Origin of the sequence: Natronospira bacteriovora, from assembly GCF_030848495.1 — a bacterium.
Classification (GTDB): domain Bacteria; phylum Pseudomonadota; class Gammaproteobacteria; order Natronospirales; family Natronospiraceae; genus Natronospira; species Natronospira bacteriovora.
Map to the genome: position 1 here is coordinate 81,465 of NZ_JAVDDT010000006.1, position 18,582 is coordinate 100,046.

14 protein-coding genes are annotated in these 18,582 nt (G+C 65.4%); 4 read left to right on the forward strand and 10 right to left on the reverse strand.

The window, feature by feature from the left end; genetic code table 11:
- Positions 1-205: 205 nt before the first annotated feature.
- The 5 genes from bioD to bioB all read right to left on the reverse strand — a co-directional run bounded on the left by bioD (position 206) and on the right by bioB (position 5,595).
- Positions 206-898: a dethiobiotin synthase gene (bioD, locus tag RBH19_RS09820; RefSeq protein WP_306728672.1), complete on the reverse strand. Its 693-nt coding sequence runs from the start codon at positions 896-898 to the stop codon at positions 206-208.
- A gap of 375 nt (positions 899-1,273) precedes the next feature.
- A complete protein-coding gene (gene bioC, locus RBH19_RS09825; protein ID WP_306728673.1) occupies positions 1,274-2,143 on the reverse strand; it encodes a malonyl-ACP O-methyltransferase BioC in 870 nt (289 codons plus the stop codon).
- Entirely contained in the window at positions 2,121-2,891 is a 771-nt protein-coding gene (gene bioH, locus RBH19_RS09830) for a pimeloyl-ACP methyl ester esterase BioH (RefSeq protein WP_306728674.1), read from the reverse strand. The genes bioC and bioH overlap by 23 nt, the downstream gene beginning before the upstream one ends.
- Positions 2,892-3,332: 441 nt before the next feature.
- Entirely contained in the window at positions 3,333-4,547 is a 1,215-nt protein-coding gene (bioF, locus tag RBH19_RS09835) for an 8-amino-7-oxononanoate synthase (RefSeq protein ID WP_306728675.1), read from the reverse strand.
- A complete protein-coding gene (gene bioB, locus RBH19_RS09840; RefSeq protein WP_306728795.1) occupies positions 4,531-5,595 on the reverse strand; it encodes a biotin synthase BioB in 1,065 nt (354 codons plus the stop codon). Before bioB ends, bioF begins: the two co-directional genes overlap by 17 nt.
- A gap of 210 nt (positions 5,596-5,805) precedes the next feature.
- Here bioB and RBH19_RS09845 point away from each other — a divergent pair, with 210 nt between their 5' ends.
- A complete protein-coding gene (locus RBH19_RS09845) occupies positions 5,806-6,516 on the forward strand; it encodes a ComF family protein (protein ID WP_306728676.1) in 711 nt (236 codons plus the stop codon).
- Positions 6,517-6,971: 455 nt separating this feature from the next.
- Here the strand turns inward: RBH19_RS09845 and RBH19_RS09850 are convergent, their stop codons facing one another.
- The 5 genes from RBH19_RS09850 to RBH19_RS09870 all read right to left on the reverse strand — a co-directional run bounded on the left by RBH19_RS09850 (position 6,972) and on the right by RBH19_RS09870 (position 14,468).
- Positions 6,972-9,560, reverse strand: a complete 2,589-nt coding sequence (locus RBH19_RS09850) for a bifunctional aspartate kinase/diaminopimelate decarboxylase (RefSeq protein WP_306728677.1) — start codon at positions 9,558-9,560, stop codon at positions 6,972-6,974.
- An 893-nt stretch (positions 9,561-10,453) separates the two neighbouring features.
- Positions 10,454-11,032 carry a hypothetical protein gene (locus RBH19_RS09855; RefSeq protein WP_306728678.1) on the reverse strand — a complete coding sequence of 193 codons (579 nt, stop codon included), beginning with the start codon at positions 11,030-11,032 and terminating at the stop codon, positions 10,454-10,456.
- Positions 11,033-11,043: 11 nt separating this feature from the next.
- Positions 11,044-12,063, reverse strand: coding sequence for a hypothetical protein (locus RBH19_RS09860; RefSeq protein ID WP_306728679.1), 1,020 nt, complete (start codon positions 12,061-12,063; stop codon positions 11,044-11,046).
- A gap of 14 nt (positions 12,064-12,077) precedes the next feature.
- On the reverse strand, positions 12,078-12,728 hold the full coding sequence (locus tag RBH19_RS09865; protein WP_306728680.1) for a penicillin-binding protein activator LpoB: 651 nt from the start codon (positions 12,726-12,728) through the stop codon (positions 12,078-12,080).
- A gap of 57 nt (positions 12,729-12,785) precedes the next feature.
- The gene (locus tag RBH19_RS09870; protein ID WP_306728681.1) at positions 12,786-14,468 is read right to left on the reverse strand and encodes a COG3014 family protein; all 1,683 of its coding nucleotides are present in this window, start codon (positions 14,466-14,468) and stop codon (positions 12,786-12,788) included.
- Positions 14,469-15,198: 730 nt separating this feature from the next.
- Here RBH19_RS09870 and RBH19_RS09875 point away from each other — a divergent pair.
- From RBH19_RS09875 to ubiA, 3 genes are all read left to right on the forward strand, one after another.
- Positions 15,199-16,488 carry an MFS transporter gene (locus RBH19_RS09875; RefSeq protein WP_306728796.1) on the forward strand — a complete coding sequence of 430 codons (1,290 nt, stop codon included), beginning with the start codon at positions 15,199-15,201 and terminating at the stop codon, positions 16,486-16,488.
- Positions 16,489-17,054: 566 nt separating this feature from the next.
- Positions 17,055-17,588: a chorismate--pyruvate lyase family protein gene (locus tag RBH19_RS09880; RefSeq protein WP_306728682.1), complete on the forward strand. Its 534-nt coding sequence runs from the start codon at positions 17,055-17,057 to the stop codon at positions 17,586-17,588.
- Entirely contained in the window at positions 17,585-18,529 is a 945-nt protein-coding gene (ubiA, locus tag RBH19_RS09885; protein WP_374728973.1) for a 4-hydroxybenzoate octaprenyltransferase, read from the forward strand. Before RBH19_RS09880 ends, ubiA begins: the two co-directional genes overlap by 4 nt.
- Positions 18,530-18,582: the final 53 nt, after the last annotated feature.

The following is an 18,582-nucleotide window of genomic DNA, read 5'->3' on the forward strand; positions in this document are numbered from 1 at the left end:
TCGCATGGAAGGCGGAATGTTACTTCAAGGCCTCCCGAGGCGCAATGGCGGCCTCCACCCCCCCCTCACCCCAAATTGCCCCGGCTCTCGTTGTCGTAATCGTAGTCGTAATCGGCATTTTCGGTTCTTCGGTATTTCCCGACTTCCTAAGAAAGGCCCGAAAGGCCGATTACGATTACGATTACGACTACGATTACGAGTGGGGTCAGGGCCGTGCTGGCTGGGAGGCCGTGCTTAGGGGGGAAAGATCCAGCAGCCCCGCCATCCTTTTGGGGTCCGGACTCTCCGCCCAGGGCAGGCGGCCGAGGCAGGGGGCGGGCAGCCATTGCTGCAGGGTGGCGAAATTTTCGTCACGGCGGCTCTGGCACGGGTCGGGTTCGGTGGCGATCCAGCCGGCCAGGGGCAGGCCGACCTGGCGGATGCGGTCGGCGGTGAGCATGGCGTGATTGAGACAACCCAGGCGCAGGGCGACCACCAGCACCACCGGATAGGCAAGCGCCAGGGCCAGGTCTTCCATGGTTTCACGACCCGAGAGGGGGACCCGCCAGCCGCCCACGCCTTCCACCAGCCGCCAGTCCGCGCTCGGCCCGGGCGTGATGCCGGCCAGCAGGCGTTCCACGGTGAGATCGACCTCAACCTCCTCGGCCGCGATGTGCGGGGCGATGGCCGGCTCCAGCACCAGGGGGTTGATCTGATCGTAATGAAAACCCGGCGAGGAGGCGGCCAGCAGGGCCAGGCCGTCCTCGTTGCGAAGCCCCTCCGCCGTGCGCTCCGCCCCCGAGGCCACTGGCTTGAGCCCCACGGCCGTCTCGCCCCGGGCGCGGATGGCGTGCAACAGGCTGGCGGTGACCAGAGTCTTGCCGACTTCGGTGTCAGTGCCGGTGATGAAGAGGTTCATGTTTTTTACCTTATAAAACCTTTAAAACATTTGGCCGCGAAATGGACGCTAAATGAACGCTAGATGTTTTGGCCGTGCTGGCGGTGAGGCCGTGCGGCTTCGGAGGGGCCGTGCCAGTTGGTGGCCTTGTGGTGCGGCATTAGGGCTGTGGGAGCGGCGTCCGCCGCGATGGGGGTCGGTCAAACCCTGTTCGCGGCGGACGCCGCTCCCACAGCTGATCAGCACCCGCAGTGCCAAACCCTATTTCGTGTTCATCTCGTGTCCATTTCGTGGTCAATATCCCCTGCCACCTCCAGGCACGGCCCCTCCGAAGCAGCACGGCAGCCCACCCGGCACGGCCCAACATCTAGTGTCCATTTCGCGTCCATCTCGCGGCTAAATGTTTCTCGCCCGGGGTGCCCAGACGGTGCCGTAGACGACTTCGTAGGTGGCGGGGAGGCGGTCTTCCTGGCGGAACTGTTCATAGGCTTCGCGGAAGCGCGCCATCTTTTTGGGCCCGGTGAGGCCGCGGGGGCGGTCGGCGGTGACGTTGTGGGCGCCGATGCGCTTGATGTCGCGCATGAGTTCGTCGGCGGTTTCATAGGTCAGGGTGAAGTGCTCGACTTCCATCACCGGTTCGGCCAGACCGGCGCGCACCAGGCCGTCGCCGATGTCGTGCATGTCGGCGAAGACATTGACGTGGCTGCGCTCGTCCACCGCCTGCCAGGCGGCGCGCAGTTCCTTGAGGGTGTCCGGGCCGAAGGTGGTGAACAGGAACAGGCCCTGGGGCTTGAGCACGCGACGGATCTCGCGAAAGCAGCGATCAAGATCGTCCACCCATTGCAGGCCGAGGCTGGAGAAGACCAGGTCGACGCTGTCATCGGCGATGGGCAGGTGGGTGACGTCGGCGCAGATGGCGGGCAGTTTCTTCCACCACCCCCCCTGACGGCGGGCCCGTTGCAGCATCTGCTCGGAGAGATCCACGGGGAAGACGCGGGCCTTGCGATACTTGCGGTTCAGGGCGCCCGAGGCCTGCCCGGTGCCGGCGGCCAGGTCGAGGATGACCCGGGGCTCGATGGTGGTGAGATCCAGCCGCTCCAACAGGCGATTGCAGACTTCACGCTGCAGCACGGCGTGTTCGTCGTAGCTGTCCGCGGCCTGATCAAAGGATCGGCGCACGGCGGCGCGTTCCGGCAGCGAGGGATGGGTCTCGGGGCCGGTCTCCAGGCGCGGCAGATTGGGATCAACCCGCTTGGGCGAAGTCATGGGTCAGCTCCAGAAAATGCTCGGGGTCGGAAAGAAAGGGCGCATGGGCGGTGCGCGGCAGACAATGATAATCCCCCCGCGGCAGGGCGTCAGCCAGGGCGCGGCCGGCCTCCGGATGGGTCAGGCGATCCAGGCGCCCGCTGATCACCCGTACCGGTTGGCCCAGACGGCTCAGTTCCTCGCGCAGGTCCACCTTGCCAAGAATGGACAGGCCGTTCTCCAGCACCTCGTGGTGGGGCTCGCCGTGACGGAAGACGGCCTCACGCAGAGTTCGCAGCAGGGGCCGAGCCTGCGGGTCGCCCCGCAGCTGGAGGGTCAGAAACTGCTGCACCGTGGCGCGGAAATCGTTTCGCAATTCGCCCGCAAAGCGGGCCAGGGTGTCCGGGGCCATGGCGTGGGGCCAGTCGGCATCGGTGACAAAGCGCGGGGTGGTAGCCACCGCCAGCAGGCGATCCACCCGCTCGGGGGCGTCCAGGGCGGCACGCATGGCCACCATGCCGCCCAGGGACCAGCCCAGCCAGATGGCCCGCGCCGGCGCCACCGCCAGTACTTCGTCCGCCCACTCCGACAGGCCCTCCCCCACCGGCACCTCGCGACTGCGACCATGCCCGGGAAGATCCACCCGCGTCACGCGAAAGCGCTGCTGCAGATCCGCCAGCACCGGCTCCCAGACATCACCGTGCAGGCCCCAGCCGTGCACCAGAACCAGATCGTGGCCATCGCCTTTTGTTTCATGCCAGAGGGTCATTTAATTACCTGTTTAATTGGGACCACGAAATGGACACGAAATGCACACGAGATAAAACCAAAAATAATGAAAAACATTTTTAGCCACAGATGGACACGGATGAACGCAGATGTGGCCCGTGCTTGGTGTGGGGCCGTGCGGCTTCGGTAAGGCCGTGCCGGGTGGTGGCTTGGTGGTGCGAATGGCTTGTGGGAGCGGCTTTAGCCGCGATGGCTGCCATCAGTTGGCAAGGATCGCGGCTAAAGCCGCTCCCACAGGGGGCAATCAACACCCCCGATAGCCGACCCTATTTCGTGTCCATTTAGTGTCCATTTCGTGGTCCAAATCTCCTGCCATCCCCAGGCACGGCCTCTCCGAAGCAGCACGGCGGCCCACCCGGCACGGCCCAACATCTGTGTTTATCTGTGTCCATCTGTGGCCAAGATTTTTTATCTTTTGGTTTTATCTCGTGTCCATTTCGTGGTCCATGTTTTCCGCCAAAGCCGTGACCAGGCCGCGGACGTCGTCGAGGCTGTGCGCGGCGGTGAGGGTGATCCGCAAGCGGGCGGTGCCGTCGGGGACGGTGGGCGGGCGGATGGCCTGGACCAGATAGCCCTGTGCTTCCAGGGCGCGGGAGAGTGCCACGGCACGGTCCGCTTCGCCAAGCATCAGGGGCTGAATGGGGGTGTCGGAGGCCATCAGCGGCAGGCGGTGGGCCTCGGCGGCGGCGCGGAAGGCCTGGATCAGTTCGGCCAGTTTGTCCCGCCGCCAGTCTTCTTCGCGGCTGATGGCCAGGGCGCGCAGGGCGCTGGCGGCCAGCGGCGCGGGCGTGGCGGTGGTGTAGACGTAGCTGCGGGCATGCTGGATGAGGTGCTCGATCAGGGTCTCGCTGCCGGCGACGAAGGCGCCGAAGCTGCCGAAGGCCTTGCCCAGGGTGCCCATGAGAATCGGTACCTCGTCCGGCCCGAGGCCGGCGGCGGTCACCGCACCACGCCCCTGCGGGCCGCAGACGCCAAGGCCATGGGCCTCGTCCACCATCAGGCAGGCACCCTGCGCCCGGCAGCGGGTGGCGAGTTCGGCCAGGGGGGCGATGTCACCGTCCATGCTGAAGACGCTGTCGCTCATGACCAGGCCGCGGGCGTCGGGCTGTTTTTCACGAAAGGCGGCCAGGCGGCGATCCAGGTCGTCGGCGTCGGCGTGCTGGTAGCGGATGAGCTTTGCCCGGCTGGCCAGGGCGCCGTCCAGCAGGGAGGCGTGATTGAGGCGATCTTCCAGCACCGCGTCCTTGCGCCCGACCAGGGCCTGGGCGATGCCGATATTGGCCATGTAGCCGGTGGAAAACAGCAAAGCGCGGGGCCGGCCGGTGAAGGCCGCCAGGGCCTGTTCCAGTTCATGATGCAGGGCGCTGTGGCCGGTGATCAGATGGGCCGCGCCACTGCCCGCCCCGTGCTCGGTCAGGCCCTCACGCAGGCCATCGGCCAGGCGCGGGTCACAGGCCAGGCCCAGATAATCATTGCTGGAGAAATTGACGTACTCGCGGCCGCCGACCCGGGCACGGGCGCCCGGGCGCGGCTGCACGATTCGGCGCCGCCGATACAGGCCGCGGGCCTCGCGCTCGGCCAGGTCCGCCGCCAGTTCGGCATCCAGCGCGGTGGACGGATCAGGCGCTTGCGGCATGATCCGTTTCGTTGCCGGCCGTCTCCGTGGCGCAGCCACAGCCGCTGCCGCAGTCGCGACGTTCCTCGACCCGCTCCACCGCTTCCGGGCGGATGCCCAGGCGGGCGAACAGGGCGCGGTCGCGGTCGGCTTCCGGGTTATCGGTGGTCAGGAGCTTCTCGCCGTAGAAGATGGAGTTGGCACCCGCGAGGAAGCACAGGGCCTGGGTCTCTTCACTCATGTCCGTGCGGCCGGCGGACAGGCGCACATGGGAAGCCGGCATCATCAGGCGGGCCACCGCAATGGTGCGCACGAACTCGACGGGGTGCACCGGCTCCTCGCCATCCAGCGGCGTGCCCTTGACCTGCACCAGCTGGTTGATGGGCACGCTTTCGGGGTGGGTATCGAGATTGGCCAGGCTGCGCAGCATGTCGGCCCGGTGGCCGGTCTCCTCGCCCATGCCGATGATGCCGCCACAGCAGACATTGAGGCCGGCCTGGCGAACATTGTCCAGGGTCTCGAGACGGTCCTGGAAGCTGCGGGTGGTGATGATGTCGCCGTAGAATTCTTCCGAGGTGTCGATATTGTGGTTGTAGTAATCCAGCCCGGCCTCGGCCATGCGCTCGGCCTGCTCCTGGGTGACCATGCCGAGAGTGGCGCAGGTTTCCATGCCGAGACCGCGCACGCCACGGATCATTTCGATGATGCGGTCCAGGTGCTTGTCGGTGGGGCTGCGGTAGGCCGCGCCCATGCAGAAACGGGTGGCGCCCTTCTCCTTCGCGGCGCGGGCCTGGGCCAGCACCAGATCCACGTCCATGAGCTTTTCCTTCTCCAGGCCGGTGTCGTAGCGCGCGCTCTGCGGGCAGTAGGCGCAGTCTTCCGGACAGGCCCCGGTCTTGATGGACAGCAGGGTGCTGACCTGCACTTCATTGGCATCGAAGTGCTTGCGATGGACGGTCTGGGCAGCAAAGATCAGGTCATTGAATGGCACTTCGAACAGGGCACGGGCCTGCTCCGGCGTCCAGTCGTGGCGGGGCTGGCCGTCGCGGGCCTGGGCGAGGACCTGCATGGGGTCCTGGGTGCTGTGGAGGTTGCTCATGCCGGGCGTCACCTTAAATAGTTTGCGGACAAGGAAGGCCGTACCCTCGTAGTCGTAATCGTAATCGGCTTTTCGAAAGCAGCTACGAGCTACGAGCAAAACCCAAAAGCCGATTACGACTACGATTACGAAGGTGGGGGACAGTCTAATCGAGCGACTGTAAACCGAAAAGGGGAAATCATGGTTAACCGATGGTTGCGGCGGCTGGAGGCGCTGCTGCTGCCGCATCAATGCCTGGTCTGCGGGGCCGGGGGCGAGGATGGCCTGGATCTGTGCCGGGGCTGCGGGGAGGATCTGCCCTGGAACCGCCGGCCCTGTATCCGCTGCGCCAATCTGCTGCCACCGGGCAGCCCGGTGAACAGCGAGTGCGGAAAATGCCAATCCGGGGAGACGCCGGCCGGCTTCGACCGCATCCACGCGCCCCTGCTCTACGACTTTCCGGTGGATCGCCTGATCCAGTCACTCAAGTTCGACGGCCGCCTGCCGCCCGGGCGCATGCTGGGTGAGCTGTGTGCTCATACCTTGCTGCAGGAAGATCGACCGCGGCCGGATGCTCTGCTGCCGGTGCCCCTGCATCCCACCCGCTGGCGCGAGCGCGGCTTCAATCAGGCCCGGGAACTGGCCCGCCCCCTGTCGCGGGCGCTCAACGCCCCCATCCTCGACGGCCTCGCCCACCGCACCAAGACCGGCCCGGCCCAGGCCGAACTGCCGCTGGAAAAGCGCCGCGGCAATGTCCGTGGCCTGTTCGAGATCAGGGGGAAGGCACCGGCCCATGTAGCCATCGTCGACGACGTGGTGACCTCGGCCAGCACCGTGGCCGAACTGGCCCGCTGCCTGAAACGGGCCGGCGCGGAACGGGTGGAGGTAATTGCCATTGCGCGGACGCCTTGAATGGGACCACGAAATGGACACGAGATAAAACCAAAAAAGAAAAAACATTTTTTAGCCACAGATGAACACGGATAAACACAGATGTTTGGCCGTGCTTGTTGTGGGGCCGTGCGGCTTCGGTGGGGCCGTGCCGGGTGGTGGACCCGCCGGCGCGGCATTAGGGATGTGGGAGCGGCGTCCGCCGCGATGGGGGTCGGCTAAACCCTGTTCGCGGCGGACGCCGCTCCCACACCTGATCAGCACCCGCAGTGCCAAACCCTATTTCGTGTCCATTTAGTGTTCATTTTCGTGGTCCAAATTTCCTGCCATCCCCACGCACGGCCCCACCGAATCAGCACGGCATCACCCCAAGCACGGCCCAAATCTAGCGTGCATTTCGCGTCCATCTCGCGGCCAAATGTTTTAAAGGTTTTATCTCGTGTGCATTTCGTGTCCATTTCGTGGTCCCAAGCCCATCACTCAATGACAATCTCAGCGGCCGGGTCGCGGAGGTTGTATTGGGAGCTCATGACGCGGCCGTAGGCGCCGGCGTTGGCGATGGCGATGACGTCGCCTTCGTGGCATTCGGGCAGCAGGCGGTCGTTGCCGAGTACGTCGCCGGTCTCGCAGATGGGGCCGACCACGGTAGCCGGGGTGCCGGCGGGTTCGTCGGGGCGGGAGAGGTTGGCGATGTCGTGCCAGGCGCCGTAGAGGGCCGGGCGGATCAGGGAGTTCATGCCGGTCTCGATGCCCACGTAGCGGGCCTCACCCTTGCCCTTGGTCTGGGTGACGCGGGCAATCAGCACGCCAGCGCGAGCCACCAGGTAGCGGCCCGGTTCCAGCCACAGGCGCTTGCCCGGGAAGGCACGCGCCACGTCGGCTAGGGAGGCGTCCATGGCGGCGGTGTCCAGGGGGTCGTCACCGGTTTTTTCCACCACGCCAAGGCCGCCGCCCAGATCGAGGATTTCCACCTCGGGGAAGTGCTCGGCCGCTTCGCCCAGCACCCGGGCGACCTCGCGCCAGTTCTCGGCCGTGCGGATGCCGCTGCCGCTGTGGGCGTGCAGGCCGACCACGCGGGCGCCGGCCGCCGCCACCCGCTCGGCGGCTTCTTCCAGCTCGAACAGGGGAATGCCGAACTTGGACTGGCTGCCGGCGGTGCGCACGTGCTTGTGGTGACCACGGCCCTGGCCGGGGTCGAGGCGCAGGAAGATATCCCGGCCACGGAACAGTTCCGGCCAGTGCTTCAGGGGGTGGAGGTTGTCCAGGGTCACCCGTACGCCGGCTTCCAGACCGAAGACGTATTCCTCGCGCGGGGCGAAGTTGGGGGTGAACAGGATGCGCTCGGGGTCGATGCCCGGGCGGTGCTCGAGGACCTGGCGCACCTCGCCGGGGGAGACGCATTCGAAGCCGAAACCGGCGGCGTCCACCTGCTCGAGAATGCGCGGATGGGGGTTGGCCTTGACCGCATACAGCACCCGGTCCACCGCCTTGAGCCCGGCCAGTTCATCGATGGCCAACTGCACCGAGGGCAGGTGATAGACAAAGGCCGGGCCGGATTCGGTGGCCAGGGCCAGCAGGCGTTCCCGATCCTGCCACCACCAGTGGGCGCTGCGCGGAATGATCGCCGGCCGGGGCTCACGATCAAACAGCTGCTGCCAGGTGGGGCCGAGTACCGGGTCATCGGGCACGGTGTGGATCAGGCTGCGATGCAGTTGCTCGACCAGGCGCGGGGCCTCGCCGGCCTCGATCACGGCGGTGAAGTTGAGGTCATTGGCGGCCTGGCTGAGGAGGTGGATGCGACGCTCCTCGAACATCTCCAGGGCCGGGCCAAGCTGGTGCAGGATGGAGCGGATGCGCCGCCCCACCAGGCTCACCGTGGCGCAGTTCTCGATCAGGCGGGCGCGGCAGAAGGTGGACAGCTCCTCCAGCAGGGCATTGAGGGCATCGGCGCCGAGATCATTGGCACCGGCATCCAGGGAGACGGTGACGTTGGTCTCGGAGGTGGAGACCAGATCCACCGAGACCCCGTGCTGGCGGAAGCATTCAAAGGCCCGGGCCAGGAAGCCGACCTCCTGCCACATGCCCAGGGTTTCCATGGACACCAGCACCACGCCGTCGCGGCTGGAAATGGCCTTGACCCGGGCCTCGGTGTCGCCGCTGCCGGGGCCGATCTCGGTGCCGGCCATGGCTGGGTCCGGGGTGTAGCGCACCTGCAGGGGAATGCCGTGGCGGCGCACCGGGGCGATGCAGCGCGGGTGCAGGATCTTGGCTCCGGTGGTGGCGATCTCCTGGGCCTCGTCGTAGTCCAGGCGCTTGAGCAGACGGGCCGTGGGCAGGGCGCGCGGATTGGCACTGAACAGGCCGGGCACATCGGTCCAGATTTCCAAGCGGCTGGCACCCAGACGGGCGGCGAGATAGGCGGCCGAGGTGTCCGATCCGCCCCGGCCCAGCAGGGCCGGACCGCCCTCGGGATGGCGGGCGAAGAAGCCCTGGGTGAGGATGAGGTTGCCCCGCCCGGCCAGCCAGGCGCGGCCAGCCTCGTCCGGGCCGTCATCGCAGACCGCCGAAAGCCAGTCGGCCGCCGGCATGTTGCGCGGACGGATGGCCAGCAGCTCGGTGGGATCCACAGCCTCCGGCGCCAGGCCCGCGTCGGCGAGCCGGGCACGGGCAATCACCCCGGCCAGGCGCTCACCCACCACCATGGCGCGGGCACGCACCCGCGGGGTGACCTCGCCGATCAGGCGCGCCCCTTCCAGCAAGCGGGACAACTCATCCAGCTGGGCGTCGAGAGCCTCGCCCACGTCACCCAGGCCCATCTCGGCGGCCAGGGCCCGGTGACGCTGACGCAGGCTATCCACCACCTCGGCCGGCACCACGCTGGCGATGTCATCCAGGGCGCCGGCAATGGTGTCGGAGACCCCGGCCAGGGCCGAGTGCACCAGCAGAACCCGTTCACCGTCCCGTTTTCGCTGGCCCACCACGGACTCGATCTTTTTCCAGTTGTCACTGGACGAGACGCTGGTACCACCGAACTTGAGAACGACGAGGGGACTGCTTGGATCCATCTTCCTGCTCCTTGCGTAAATGACGCCTTCGAAGAAGGCTCGATCGTTTTTCAGGCAATAAAAAAAGCCGGCGCAGAGGCCGGCTTTCTCATGCAATTCGCGTTTCCGGCGTGCGCACTAGCGGGCAGAGCCCAGCTTTTTGCTGACCTCTTTCTTCTCCACTTTGCGTTTGGCGCACATGCCGATCATGGTCTGGTTTCGGGTCTTTGTGGTTTCCGAGGGGGCGTAATGTAACCGGATTTTGGGGCCGGGGGAAGGGATTAAGGTTTTTTTAGCCACAGATGAACACAGATGGACTCAGATGTGGGCCATGCCTGGAGGGCCGCCGTGCTGATTCGGAGGGGCCGTGCCTGGGGGTGGCAGGGGATTTGGACCACGAGATGGACACTAAATGGACACGAAATAAGGGCTGGCACCGTGGGTGCTGACTGCCCGCTGTGGGAGCGGCTTTCAGCCGCGATTCCAATTGCCCGGTTGGCACGCCGACTGTTTTCTGAAAAATCGGTACTGAAGCCGGGCCGGTGTTGTTTACACAAAGATCACAGAGATCACGGAGGACACGGAGCGGGAGGTTGCTGGGGGCTTCGACGAATGCCGCGTGTCGCTGATGGTGAATTGGCCTTAGAAGGCTTGATCGCGGCTGAAAGCCGCTCCCACAACGTGTAGAGAACGGCCTGCCAACTTAGGGATTGTTATCGCGGCTAAAGCCGCTCCCACAGCGGGCAGTCAGCACCCGCCGTGCCATCCTCTGGCACGGCCCCTCCGAAGGAGCACGGCATCACCGAAAGCACGGCCCACATCCGTGTTTATCTGTGTTCATCCGTGGCCAATATTTTTTTGGGTTTTATCTCGTGTCCATTTCGTGTCCATTTCGTGGTCAAGGTTTTCGCCGTTCATTCCCCACCGCGGCGGCGTTCCAGGGCGCGGTCCATTTCTTCGCGGGCCATGCTGTGGCGGAACTGTTCCCAGAGCACGGCTTCGTCCTGGGCGGCCACGGGGCGTTCGCTGGCGGCGAGGATGTCGTCGAAGAGCTGGCGCATGGTGGATTCGCCCATCACCAGCATGGTGCACAGCTGGCGGCGCTCGTTGATGGTTTCGTAGCCGGTGCGGGCCACGCGCAGGCCGCTCAGGGTCTGGTCGGTAAGCTGGCGGGAGACGCTCTGGAAGGTGGAGCCGGAAACGGCCTCGCCGTCGGCGGTGCGGGTCTGCTGCTGGTAGGTCTCGTCCATGGACTCCACCGAGACTTCGATCTGGGCGGCCATGGCCTGGCGGGTCAGGGCCACCGCTTCATTGCGGTCGATGGAGAACTGCTCGGAGGCCGGCACGCACTGGGTGGCGGCCAGGCCGTCACTGACCTGGCTCTGGGGGTCGGCGACCCAGTCCGGGATATGGTCTTCCGGGCGTTCCTCGGGGCCAGCACAGGCGGCCAGGGCCATGGCAATGCCGCTGATGATGATGACGTTTCGGATCATGACGGTTCTCCTCACAGAAAGTGGATGAGCTGTTCACCCAGGGCCTGACCCAGGCTCTGCCCCAGGCGGGCCAGCACCCGGTCTTCGGCCAGTCCGGGATCGGTGGAACCTTCCCGGACGCGGTGTTCGAACTGCCCCAGCAGACGGCCTTCGGCATTGCGCACCTCAACCCGGCCTTCGGCAAAGGCGAAGTGATCGGGGCCGCGCTGGACAAGACGCAGGTCCAGGGAGCCGCCAATCACCAGGTCGGGCTCGCCCGTGCCGCCCACGCGCAGGCCCTGTTCCAGCAGGCCACGGCGCAGCCCGCCCAGCACCCGCTCGGACATGCCGCTGCCGTCCAGCTCGATGTGCAGGCTGTCCAGGGCATCACTCAGGCGACGCAGTATGTCGGCGTGAGAGTCGGCCAGTGGTGGACGATTCAGGGGCTGGGTGGAGACCAATCGCAACTGGTCCTCGATCTCGCCGCCCCGGGCAATCAGCTCCAGCGCCGGCCGCAGACGGCGGATGGTGTCGAGACGGCCCTCGCCCGCCGCGTCGCGGCGATAGTCGTCCAGGCGGTTGCGCAGCTGATTGAGTTCACCGGACAGGCGCAGGGTGGCCATGGGCCGGTCCAGCCGGACCAGGGCGTAGAGGGTGTCCTGGTTCGGATCGATGGCGATGTCCGCCACGCTCATTTCATCCAGGGTGGTGGGCGGAATACGGGTGCGCACTTCCTGGAAGAAGCCACGGGTCACCGGCCCGTCATCCTCCTGGCGCACCCGCTCGATCCAGCTGCGGGTTTCGCCGCTGACCTCCACCCGCAGGCTCTGGATCAGGTCGCTGCGGGCCCGTTCGGTGGCCACCCGGCGGGCCTCGGCGCGATCGCCGCGCAGGGGGGCGGAACCCACGCCATAGGCGTAGCGCATGTCGTGGGGCGTGGCCAGCACCCAGTCCGGCACTGTCGGCCCGCTTTCCTCCGGCGTGGCGGCACAGGCCAGCAGGGCCGTGAGCAAAGGCAGCAGGAGAAGGGGGTGGAAACGGGAACGCTTCATGGCTCAGCCCCCGCTCAGAAACCGCGCCGGGCGCGGTGCATGACCTTCTGGATCTGCTTCTGGCCGTTCCAGACTTCGATATTGCTTTCCAGGTCCACCAGCTTGAGGTCCACCTGATAGAAGGTCACGCGGGTGCCGTCCAGGCGGTCCTGGAAGGAATTGATGGTGCCGGTCAGGGCATAGTCCGCCCCCAGCTCGCGCCCCATGCGGGCACGGGTTTCCTCGTCGGCGTAGAACTCCTGGTCGCGCCGCTCTTCGCGCAGATCCTCGCGCTCGGCACCGCCGGCGACGAAATCCACCCGCCCGGCCCGGATCAGCTCCCGGCGCAAATCGTTGATGAAGGTATCCACCGGAATGTGCTCATGGGAGCGGTTGCGGACCGACTGGATGATCACCCGGGGACGGTCACGGTCCGGGTTGTCGGCACGGAAGCGATCCACCCAGGGGAAGGTGAGCATGTCCTCGATCATGGCCTCGGAGACCAGTCGGGAATCGGTGGCATTCCAGCGATCGGTGAGATCGATCTGCTCATCGGCATCAACGCGGGTGACCTGGGTGCCCCCGCCACAGGCGGCGAGCAGCATCGCCGCAATCAGCAGCGACGCCACCAGGCCCAGCGGCCGGAAACGGGTGGTGGATACGGACATGGTTCCTGCTCCCATCATGACTTCCCCTCTCGTTCTGACCCCCGTGGGGTCAATGCTATCCACGAATCATAATCCCTAATCGACCCGCCGGGTGCGCAGCAGCCGAATTTCACCCGGTGCCAGGGCCAGGGTTCGCTCGCGCCCGCTTTCAGGCCCCAGCCATTCGCCCCGCTCCAGGCGCAGCTCATGCTCGCCGGGAGGCAGGCGCAGACGCAGCACCCGGACCTCCGCTGGCAGGGTCTGCCAGGCGCGGGTATCGGCACGCGCGCTGGCCGAGGTGCCGATGCGCGCGGCCGCGCCCAGCAGGGCCCCGGCCAGTCCACCCTGCTCTTCCAGCTCGCGGGCGGCGGCAGCGGCAATGGTGTGACGCAGCACTTCCCGGGCCGCTGCCCGGCGCAGTTCCTCGCCGGCATTGAGCAGCAGGTCCTGGTGGCTCATGCGGGCAATGTCGTCGGCGGTATGCAGGCGGTGGGACTGGCCGTTGACCGTGAGGCGGCTGACGGAAGCCGGCCGCGGTGGCGGCCCCGGATAGGGAACGGTCACGCGCACCCCGCCCCGCATGGGGTCCAGCACCCCGAGGCCATCCAGGTCCGACCACAGGCCGCCGAGATAGAAGCTTTTCTCGAAATGCCCCAGCACCAGGCCGTCAAAGCCGCCCTGGCGGTAATGGGCCAGCAGGGCCAGGGGGCCGGTGTCGGCATACAGGGTGCGAAACCACAAATTCTGGGCGATCTGTTCTTCATGGGTGCCGGTGTGCACCGGACGCAGGGTGACGGAACGGCGAAAGCCATCCGCATACATCATGAGATTGAGTTCCCCCCGTGCCGGCAGCCGCCCCACCTGCTGGAGGATCACCACCTGGGCATCATCAATGCCGCTGGCCATGATGCGGGCCACGCCTTCCTCGCCGAAGCGGTTCAGGGCGGCCTGCTCCACCTCGTCCCAGAGGCCGGTCAGCCAGGACAGGCGCCAGGCATCCTCCCAGGCCTGGTCGACCATGCCCTGGTCCAGATCGAACTGCTCGGCATAACCGATCTCGTACAGCTCGGCGGCGCGATGGTAGGCAATGCGGGCGTCGTCCAGATCACCGGCCATCTCGTAGAGAAGACCGGAGAGATAACGCAGCCAGGCGGCCTCGCGAAAACGCAGGCTGTCACGATCCGCCAGTTCGGCGCTGAAACCGTGGAAGGCCCGCAGCAGAAAGGACATGGACCGCTGCTGGCCATTGTTGGACTCCTCGTACTCACCTTCCAGACGGGACAGCTCGAACAGGCGGGCATCCAGCTTGCGTACCTCCACCAGGGCCGCGTCCAGCCATTCCCGACGCTGGATGCGGTCCTCGCTCTGCTGGGCCAGGGCGGTGAAGTTCAGGGCCTGATAGTAGTGGATGTAGGCCAGCTCATAGGCCGTGCCCCGGTAGGGGGCATTGCGGGGATGGGTCAGTGCCGAACGCAGGCCATCCCGGAAATAGCGGGTGTAGAGGTCCTCGCCGATCTGTTCGGCCTGGCTGAGCAGACGGATGCTGGCCTGGTAGTCACCCTGCAGATGGGCCAGGGCACCCTTTTCCAGGTGAAACAGCAGGCGATCGTCGCCGTCCGGATCCAGCACCGTGGCCAGGGTCTGGCGGGCGGCCTCGTAATCACCGGCATCAGCCAGGGACATGGCCTCGCCCAGCTGGTCACCATAGGTGGCGCAGCCGACCGACAGCACGCCAATCAGCGCTGTAAGCAGAGCCAGAATCCCCCGCCGTGCCTGCATGGATGAGAACGCCTCAATCGCCAGCTATCGAAAGGCAAGGATATCAAGAGCGGGCGGGGGACGGGGCCACGAAATGCACACGAGATAAAGGCGAAACATTTAGCCGCGAGATGGACGCTAAATGGACACAAAATGAAAGACAAAAAGATTATTGACCACAGATGGACACGGATGAACGCGGATGTGGGCCGTGCTTTCGGTGATGCCGTGCCGCTTCGGAGGGGCCGTGCCAGAGGATGGCAGGGCGGGTGCTGACTGCCCGCTGTAGGCGCGGATTCATCCGCGCCTGCAGGGGGGTCACCAAACGGGCGTGCCAACCAATAAATTGAAATCGCGGATGAATCCGCTCCCACGGTGCCTATAACCGACCCAGGCGTATCTTCCAGCACGGCCCCTCCGCAGTCGCACGGCATCCCACCCCGCACGGCCCACATCCGCGTCCATCCGTGTTCATCTGTGGCCAATAAACATCAAGCCATCCCCCAGCACGGCCCCTCCGAATCAGCACGGCATCCCACCCCGCACGGCCCAAATCTCGCGTCCATTTCGCGTCCATCTCGCGGCTAAATGTTTTCGCCTTTATCTCGTGTCCATTTCGTGGTCCCAATCCCCGCGCATTTCCCTTTCGCCGCCACGGCCCGGCATACTGTTGACAGCTCAGTCGGCTTGAAAGGAGAACACCTTGGTCAGTCGCAAACGGGCACCGGGACGGGAGATCTTTGGTTGGGCGATGTTCGACTTCGCCAACCAGGCCTATACCCTGCTGATCATTACCGTAGTCTTCGGTGATCTCTTCACCCGGGTGATCGTGGGTGACGGGCCGGATTACCGTCTAGGCAATCTGCTCTGGAGCATTGCCCTGGCGGTGAGCTACTTCATGGTGGTGGCGGTGGGACCGGTGTGCGGTGCACTGACGGATTATTCCCGCTCTCGCAAACGTTTTCTCTTTGCCAGTTACCTGCTCACCATCACCGCCACGGCCCTGCTCTATTTCGTGGAGCCAGGCTGGATTACCTACGCGGTCATCCTGATCATCGTTTCCAACTTCGCCTATGCCATTGGCGAGAACTTCATCGCCAGCTTTCTGCCCGACCTGGGGCCGAAGAAGGATCTGGGCTGGATCTCGGGCCTGGGCTGGAGCCTGGGCTACATCGGCGGCCTGGTGGCCACCGCCTTCACCCTGCTGGTGCTGGGCGAGGTGAGTGCGGAGAACTATGATCGCATTCGCTGGGTGGGGCCCTTCGCGGCGGGCTTCTTTCTGCTGGCGGCCATACCCACCTTTGTCTGGCTGAAGGAGCGGGGCCGGCGGCGAGTCAGGCCGGCGGGCCAGGGTTACCTCTCACTTGGTTTTTCACGCCTGGGGCATACCCTGCGCAATCTTGCCGCCTTCCGCGATCTCAGCATCCTGCTGATCTCCATCTTCTTCGCCATGGCGGGCATCTACATCATCATCAGCTTCTCCTTCATCTACGGCTCCCAGGTGATCGGCTGGGAGGAACATGTGCGCGCCATCATGTTCGTCACCGTACAGATCACCGCCGCAATCGGTGCACTGGGCTTCGGTTTCATCCAGAGCCGGCTCGGCGCCAAGCGCACCTATGCCATCACCCTCTGCCTGTGGATCGCCGCCATTCTCGCCATCTGGCAGACGCCGGCCCTGACGGCACTGGCGCGCCATCTGTTCGATGTGGAATGGGAAGCGCAGTACGTCTTTCTTTTTGCCGGCAGCCTCGCCGGGCTCAGCCTGGGTTCCAGTCAGTCGGCCGGCCGCGCCCTGGTGGGAGTACTCACACCCCGCGGCAAGGCCGCCGAGTTCTTCGGTTTCTGGGGCCTGGCCGGCAAGGCGGCGGCCATCTTCGGTATCCTCGGCCTGGGCATCATCCAGACCTGGGCGGGTCTGGCCGACGCCATTCTCTTCTGCATTGCCCTCTTCGCCCTGGCGCTGATCAGCCTGATACCGGTAAACGAAGCCCGCGGCAATACCATGGCCGAGGAATGGCGCGATCCACACCGGGATTGATTGGTCATGACATGGACGCCGAAAACCGTGAAAACATTTAGCCGCGAGATGCACGCGAAATGGACGCTAGATTTGGGCCGTGCGGGGTGGGATGCTGTGCCGCTTCGGCGAGGCCGTGCCTGGGGATGGCTTGAAAGATACTGACCACGAAATGAACACAATATGGACACGAAATAAGGCATGGCACTGCGGGTGCTGACTGCCCGCTGTTGGAGCGGCTTTCAGCCGCGATGACAATCCCTCGGTTGGCACGCCGCTATACCGGAACCCCTGTAGGCGAAGTTATAGAGAATGGCGTGCCAACCGAGGGATTGTTATCGCGGATAAATCCGCTCCTACGTTGCCAGTCGAAGGGCCGTGCCATCCTCTGGCACGGCCCCGCCGAAGCGGCACGGCGGCTCCCCAGGCAGGGCCCAAATCTAGCGTCCATTTCGCGTGCATCTCGCGGCCAAATGTTTTCAAAGGTTTTATCTCGTGTGCATTTCGTGTGCATTTCGTGGTCAAGGTTTTCGCGCCATTCCCCGGCACGACCCCGCCGGCGCCGTTTGGCGGCTGCATCGTTTACAATGGCCCGCAACATGGACAGCACCGTTTCACAACCCGAGACCCGTACCCGGGCCGACTGGCTGGCGCCTGAGCGTGTGCCGGATGGGGAGCGGCCGGCCCACTGGGATCTGCTCACCGAAGCGGCTTCCCTGACCGGACGACTGGAAGCGCGTCTGGGCGCGCCCGTGGAGGTCGAGCGGCTGAGTGAACACCATGACGGCGATGGCGCCCTGCGCCGGGAAGTGCGTCTGTATGCGGCGGGACGGCCGCTGGTTTATGCCGTGAGCCATATCCCGTCCTCGCTGCTGCAGCGCCTGGGTTGGGTCGCTTCCCTGGGCGACCAGCCTCTGGGTTCCCGGCTGTTTGCCAGCGGCGAGGCGGTGCGCGAGGGCCTGACCATTGCCCGTCTGGCGGTGGATGACCCGCTGGTGCAGCGCGCCTGGCAGGGTCTGGATCGCAATCCGGCACCGCTATGGGCGCGGCGTTCGCGCCTGCGTGTCGGCGGGCAGGCGATGGTGATCGTGGAATGTTTTCTGTACGGGGAGCAGGGATGAGACAGCGCCTCGGCGACCGCATTGCCCGTCAGCTCAAGCGCGCCCGTCGCCACTGGCTGGTGGCCGAGATCCTGCCGAAGGTGATCCAGCGCCTCGGCCATTACGTTCGCCTGATGCGGGTCGACCGGCCCATCGGGACCTTCCTGCTGCTCTGGCCCACCCTCTGGGCCCTGTGGCTGGCCGGCGAAGGCCATCCCGATGCGAAGGTCTTTACTGTCTTCGTGATCGGCGTGTTCGTCATGCGCGCGGCCGGTTGCGTGATCAATGACTTCGCCGACCGCAACATCGATGGCCATGTGAAGCGCACCCGGGAGCGCCCCCTGGCCACCGGCGCCATCCGGCCCTGGGAAGCCCTGCTGCTGTTCGCCCTGCTCGGCCTGACGGCCTTCGGTCTGGTGCTTACCATGAACACCCTGACCATCAAGCTGGCCTTCGTGGGCATCTTCCTGGCCGCCAGCTATCCCTTCATGAAGCGTTATACCTATCTGCCCCAGGCCTATCTGGGCATCGCCTTCGGCTGGGCGGCACCCATGGTGTGGGCCGCGCAGACCGGCGGCCTGAGTGAGCTGGCCTGGCTGGTCTTCATCGCCGTCATTCTCTGGGCCCTGGCCTACGACACCATCTACGGCATGGTGGACCGGGATGACGATCTCAAGATCGGCGTGAAATCGGCCGCCATTCTCTTCGGTGAGCTGGACCGTTTGATCATTGGCCTGATCCAGCTCGCCCTGCTGCTCACCCTGTACCTGATCGGGCAGCAGGCGGAACTGGGTGGCACCTATCTCTGGGGCATGGCCTTCGGTGCCGCCAATATCCTGTGGCAGCAGGTGCTGATCTTCCGCCGCCGTCGCGACGACTGTTTCCGCGCCTTTCTGTCCAACAACTGGTTCGGCTTTTTCATCTTTGCGGGCATCCTGCTGGATTACACCTTTCGGGGGTGAGGCGTTAGGCGTAAAACCGAAGCCTTCGGCTTCCGCGCTGCGCGCGAGAAGGC

Coding starts and splice junctions, on each gene's coding strand:
- bioD (WP_306728672.1), bottom strand. CDS start 898: ATGAACCTCTTCATCACCGGCACTGACACCGAAGTCGGCAAGACTCTG.
- bioC (WP_306728673.1), bottom strand. CDS start 2,143: ATGACTTCGCCCAAGCGGGTTGATCCCAATCTGCCGCGCCTGGAGACC.
- bioH (WP_306728674.1), bottom strand. CDS start 2,891: ATGACCCTCTGGCATGAAACAAAAGGCGATGGCCACGATCTGGTTCTG.
- bioF (WP_306728675.1), bottom strand. CDS start 4,547: ATGCCGCAAGCGCCTGATCCGTCCACCGCGCTGGATGCCGAACTGGCG.
- bioB (WP_306728795.1), bottom strand. CDS start 5,595: ATGCAGGTCCTCGCCCAGGCCCGCGACGGCCAGCCCCGCCACGACTGG.
- RBH19_RS09845 (WP_306728676.1), top strand. CDS start 5,806: ATGGTTAACCGATGGTTGCGGCGGCTGGAGGCGCTGCTGCTGCCGCAT.
- RBH19_RS09850 (WP_306728677.1), bottom strand. CDS start 9,560: ATGGATCCAAGCAGTCCCCTCGTCGTTCTCAAGTTCGGTGGTACCAGC.
- RBH19_RS09855 (WP_306728678.1), bottom strand. CDS start 11,032: ATGATCCGAAACGTCATCATCATCAGCGGCATTGCCATGGCCCTGGCC.
- RBH19_RS09860 (WP_306728679.1), bottom strand. CDS start 12,063: ATGAAGCGTTCCCGTTTCCACCCCCTTCTCCTGCTGCCTTTGCTCACG.
- RBH19_RS09865 (WP_306728680.1), bottom strand. CDS start 12,728: ATGATGGGAGCAGGAACCATGTCCGTATCCACCACCCGTTTCCGGCCG.
- RBH19_RS09870 (WP_306728681.1), bottom strand. CDS start 14,468: ATGCAGGCACGGCGGGGGATTCTGGCTCTGCTTACAGCGCTGATTGGC.
- RBH19_RS09875 (WP_306728796.1), top strand. CDS start 15,199: ATGTTCGACTTCGCCAACCAGGCCTATACCCTGCTGATCATTACCGTA.
- RBH19_RS09880 (WP_306728682.1), top strand. CDS start 17,055: ATGGCCCGCAACATGGACAGCACCGTTTCACAACCCGAGACCCGTACC.
- ubiA (WP_374728973.1), top strand. CDS start 17,585: ATGAGACAGCGCCTCGGCGACCGCATTGCCCGTCAGCTCAAGCGCGCC.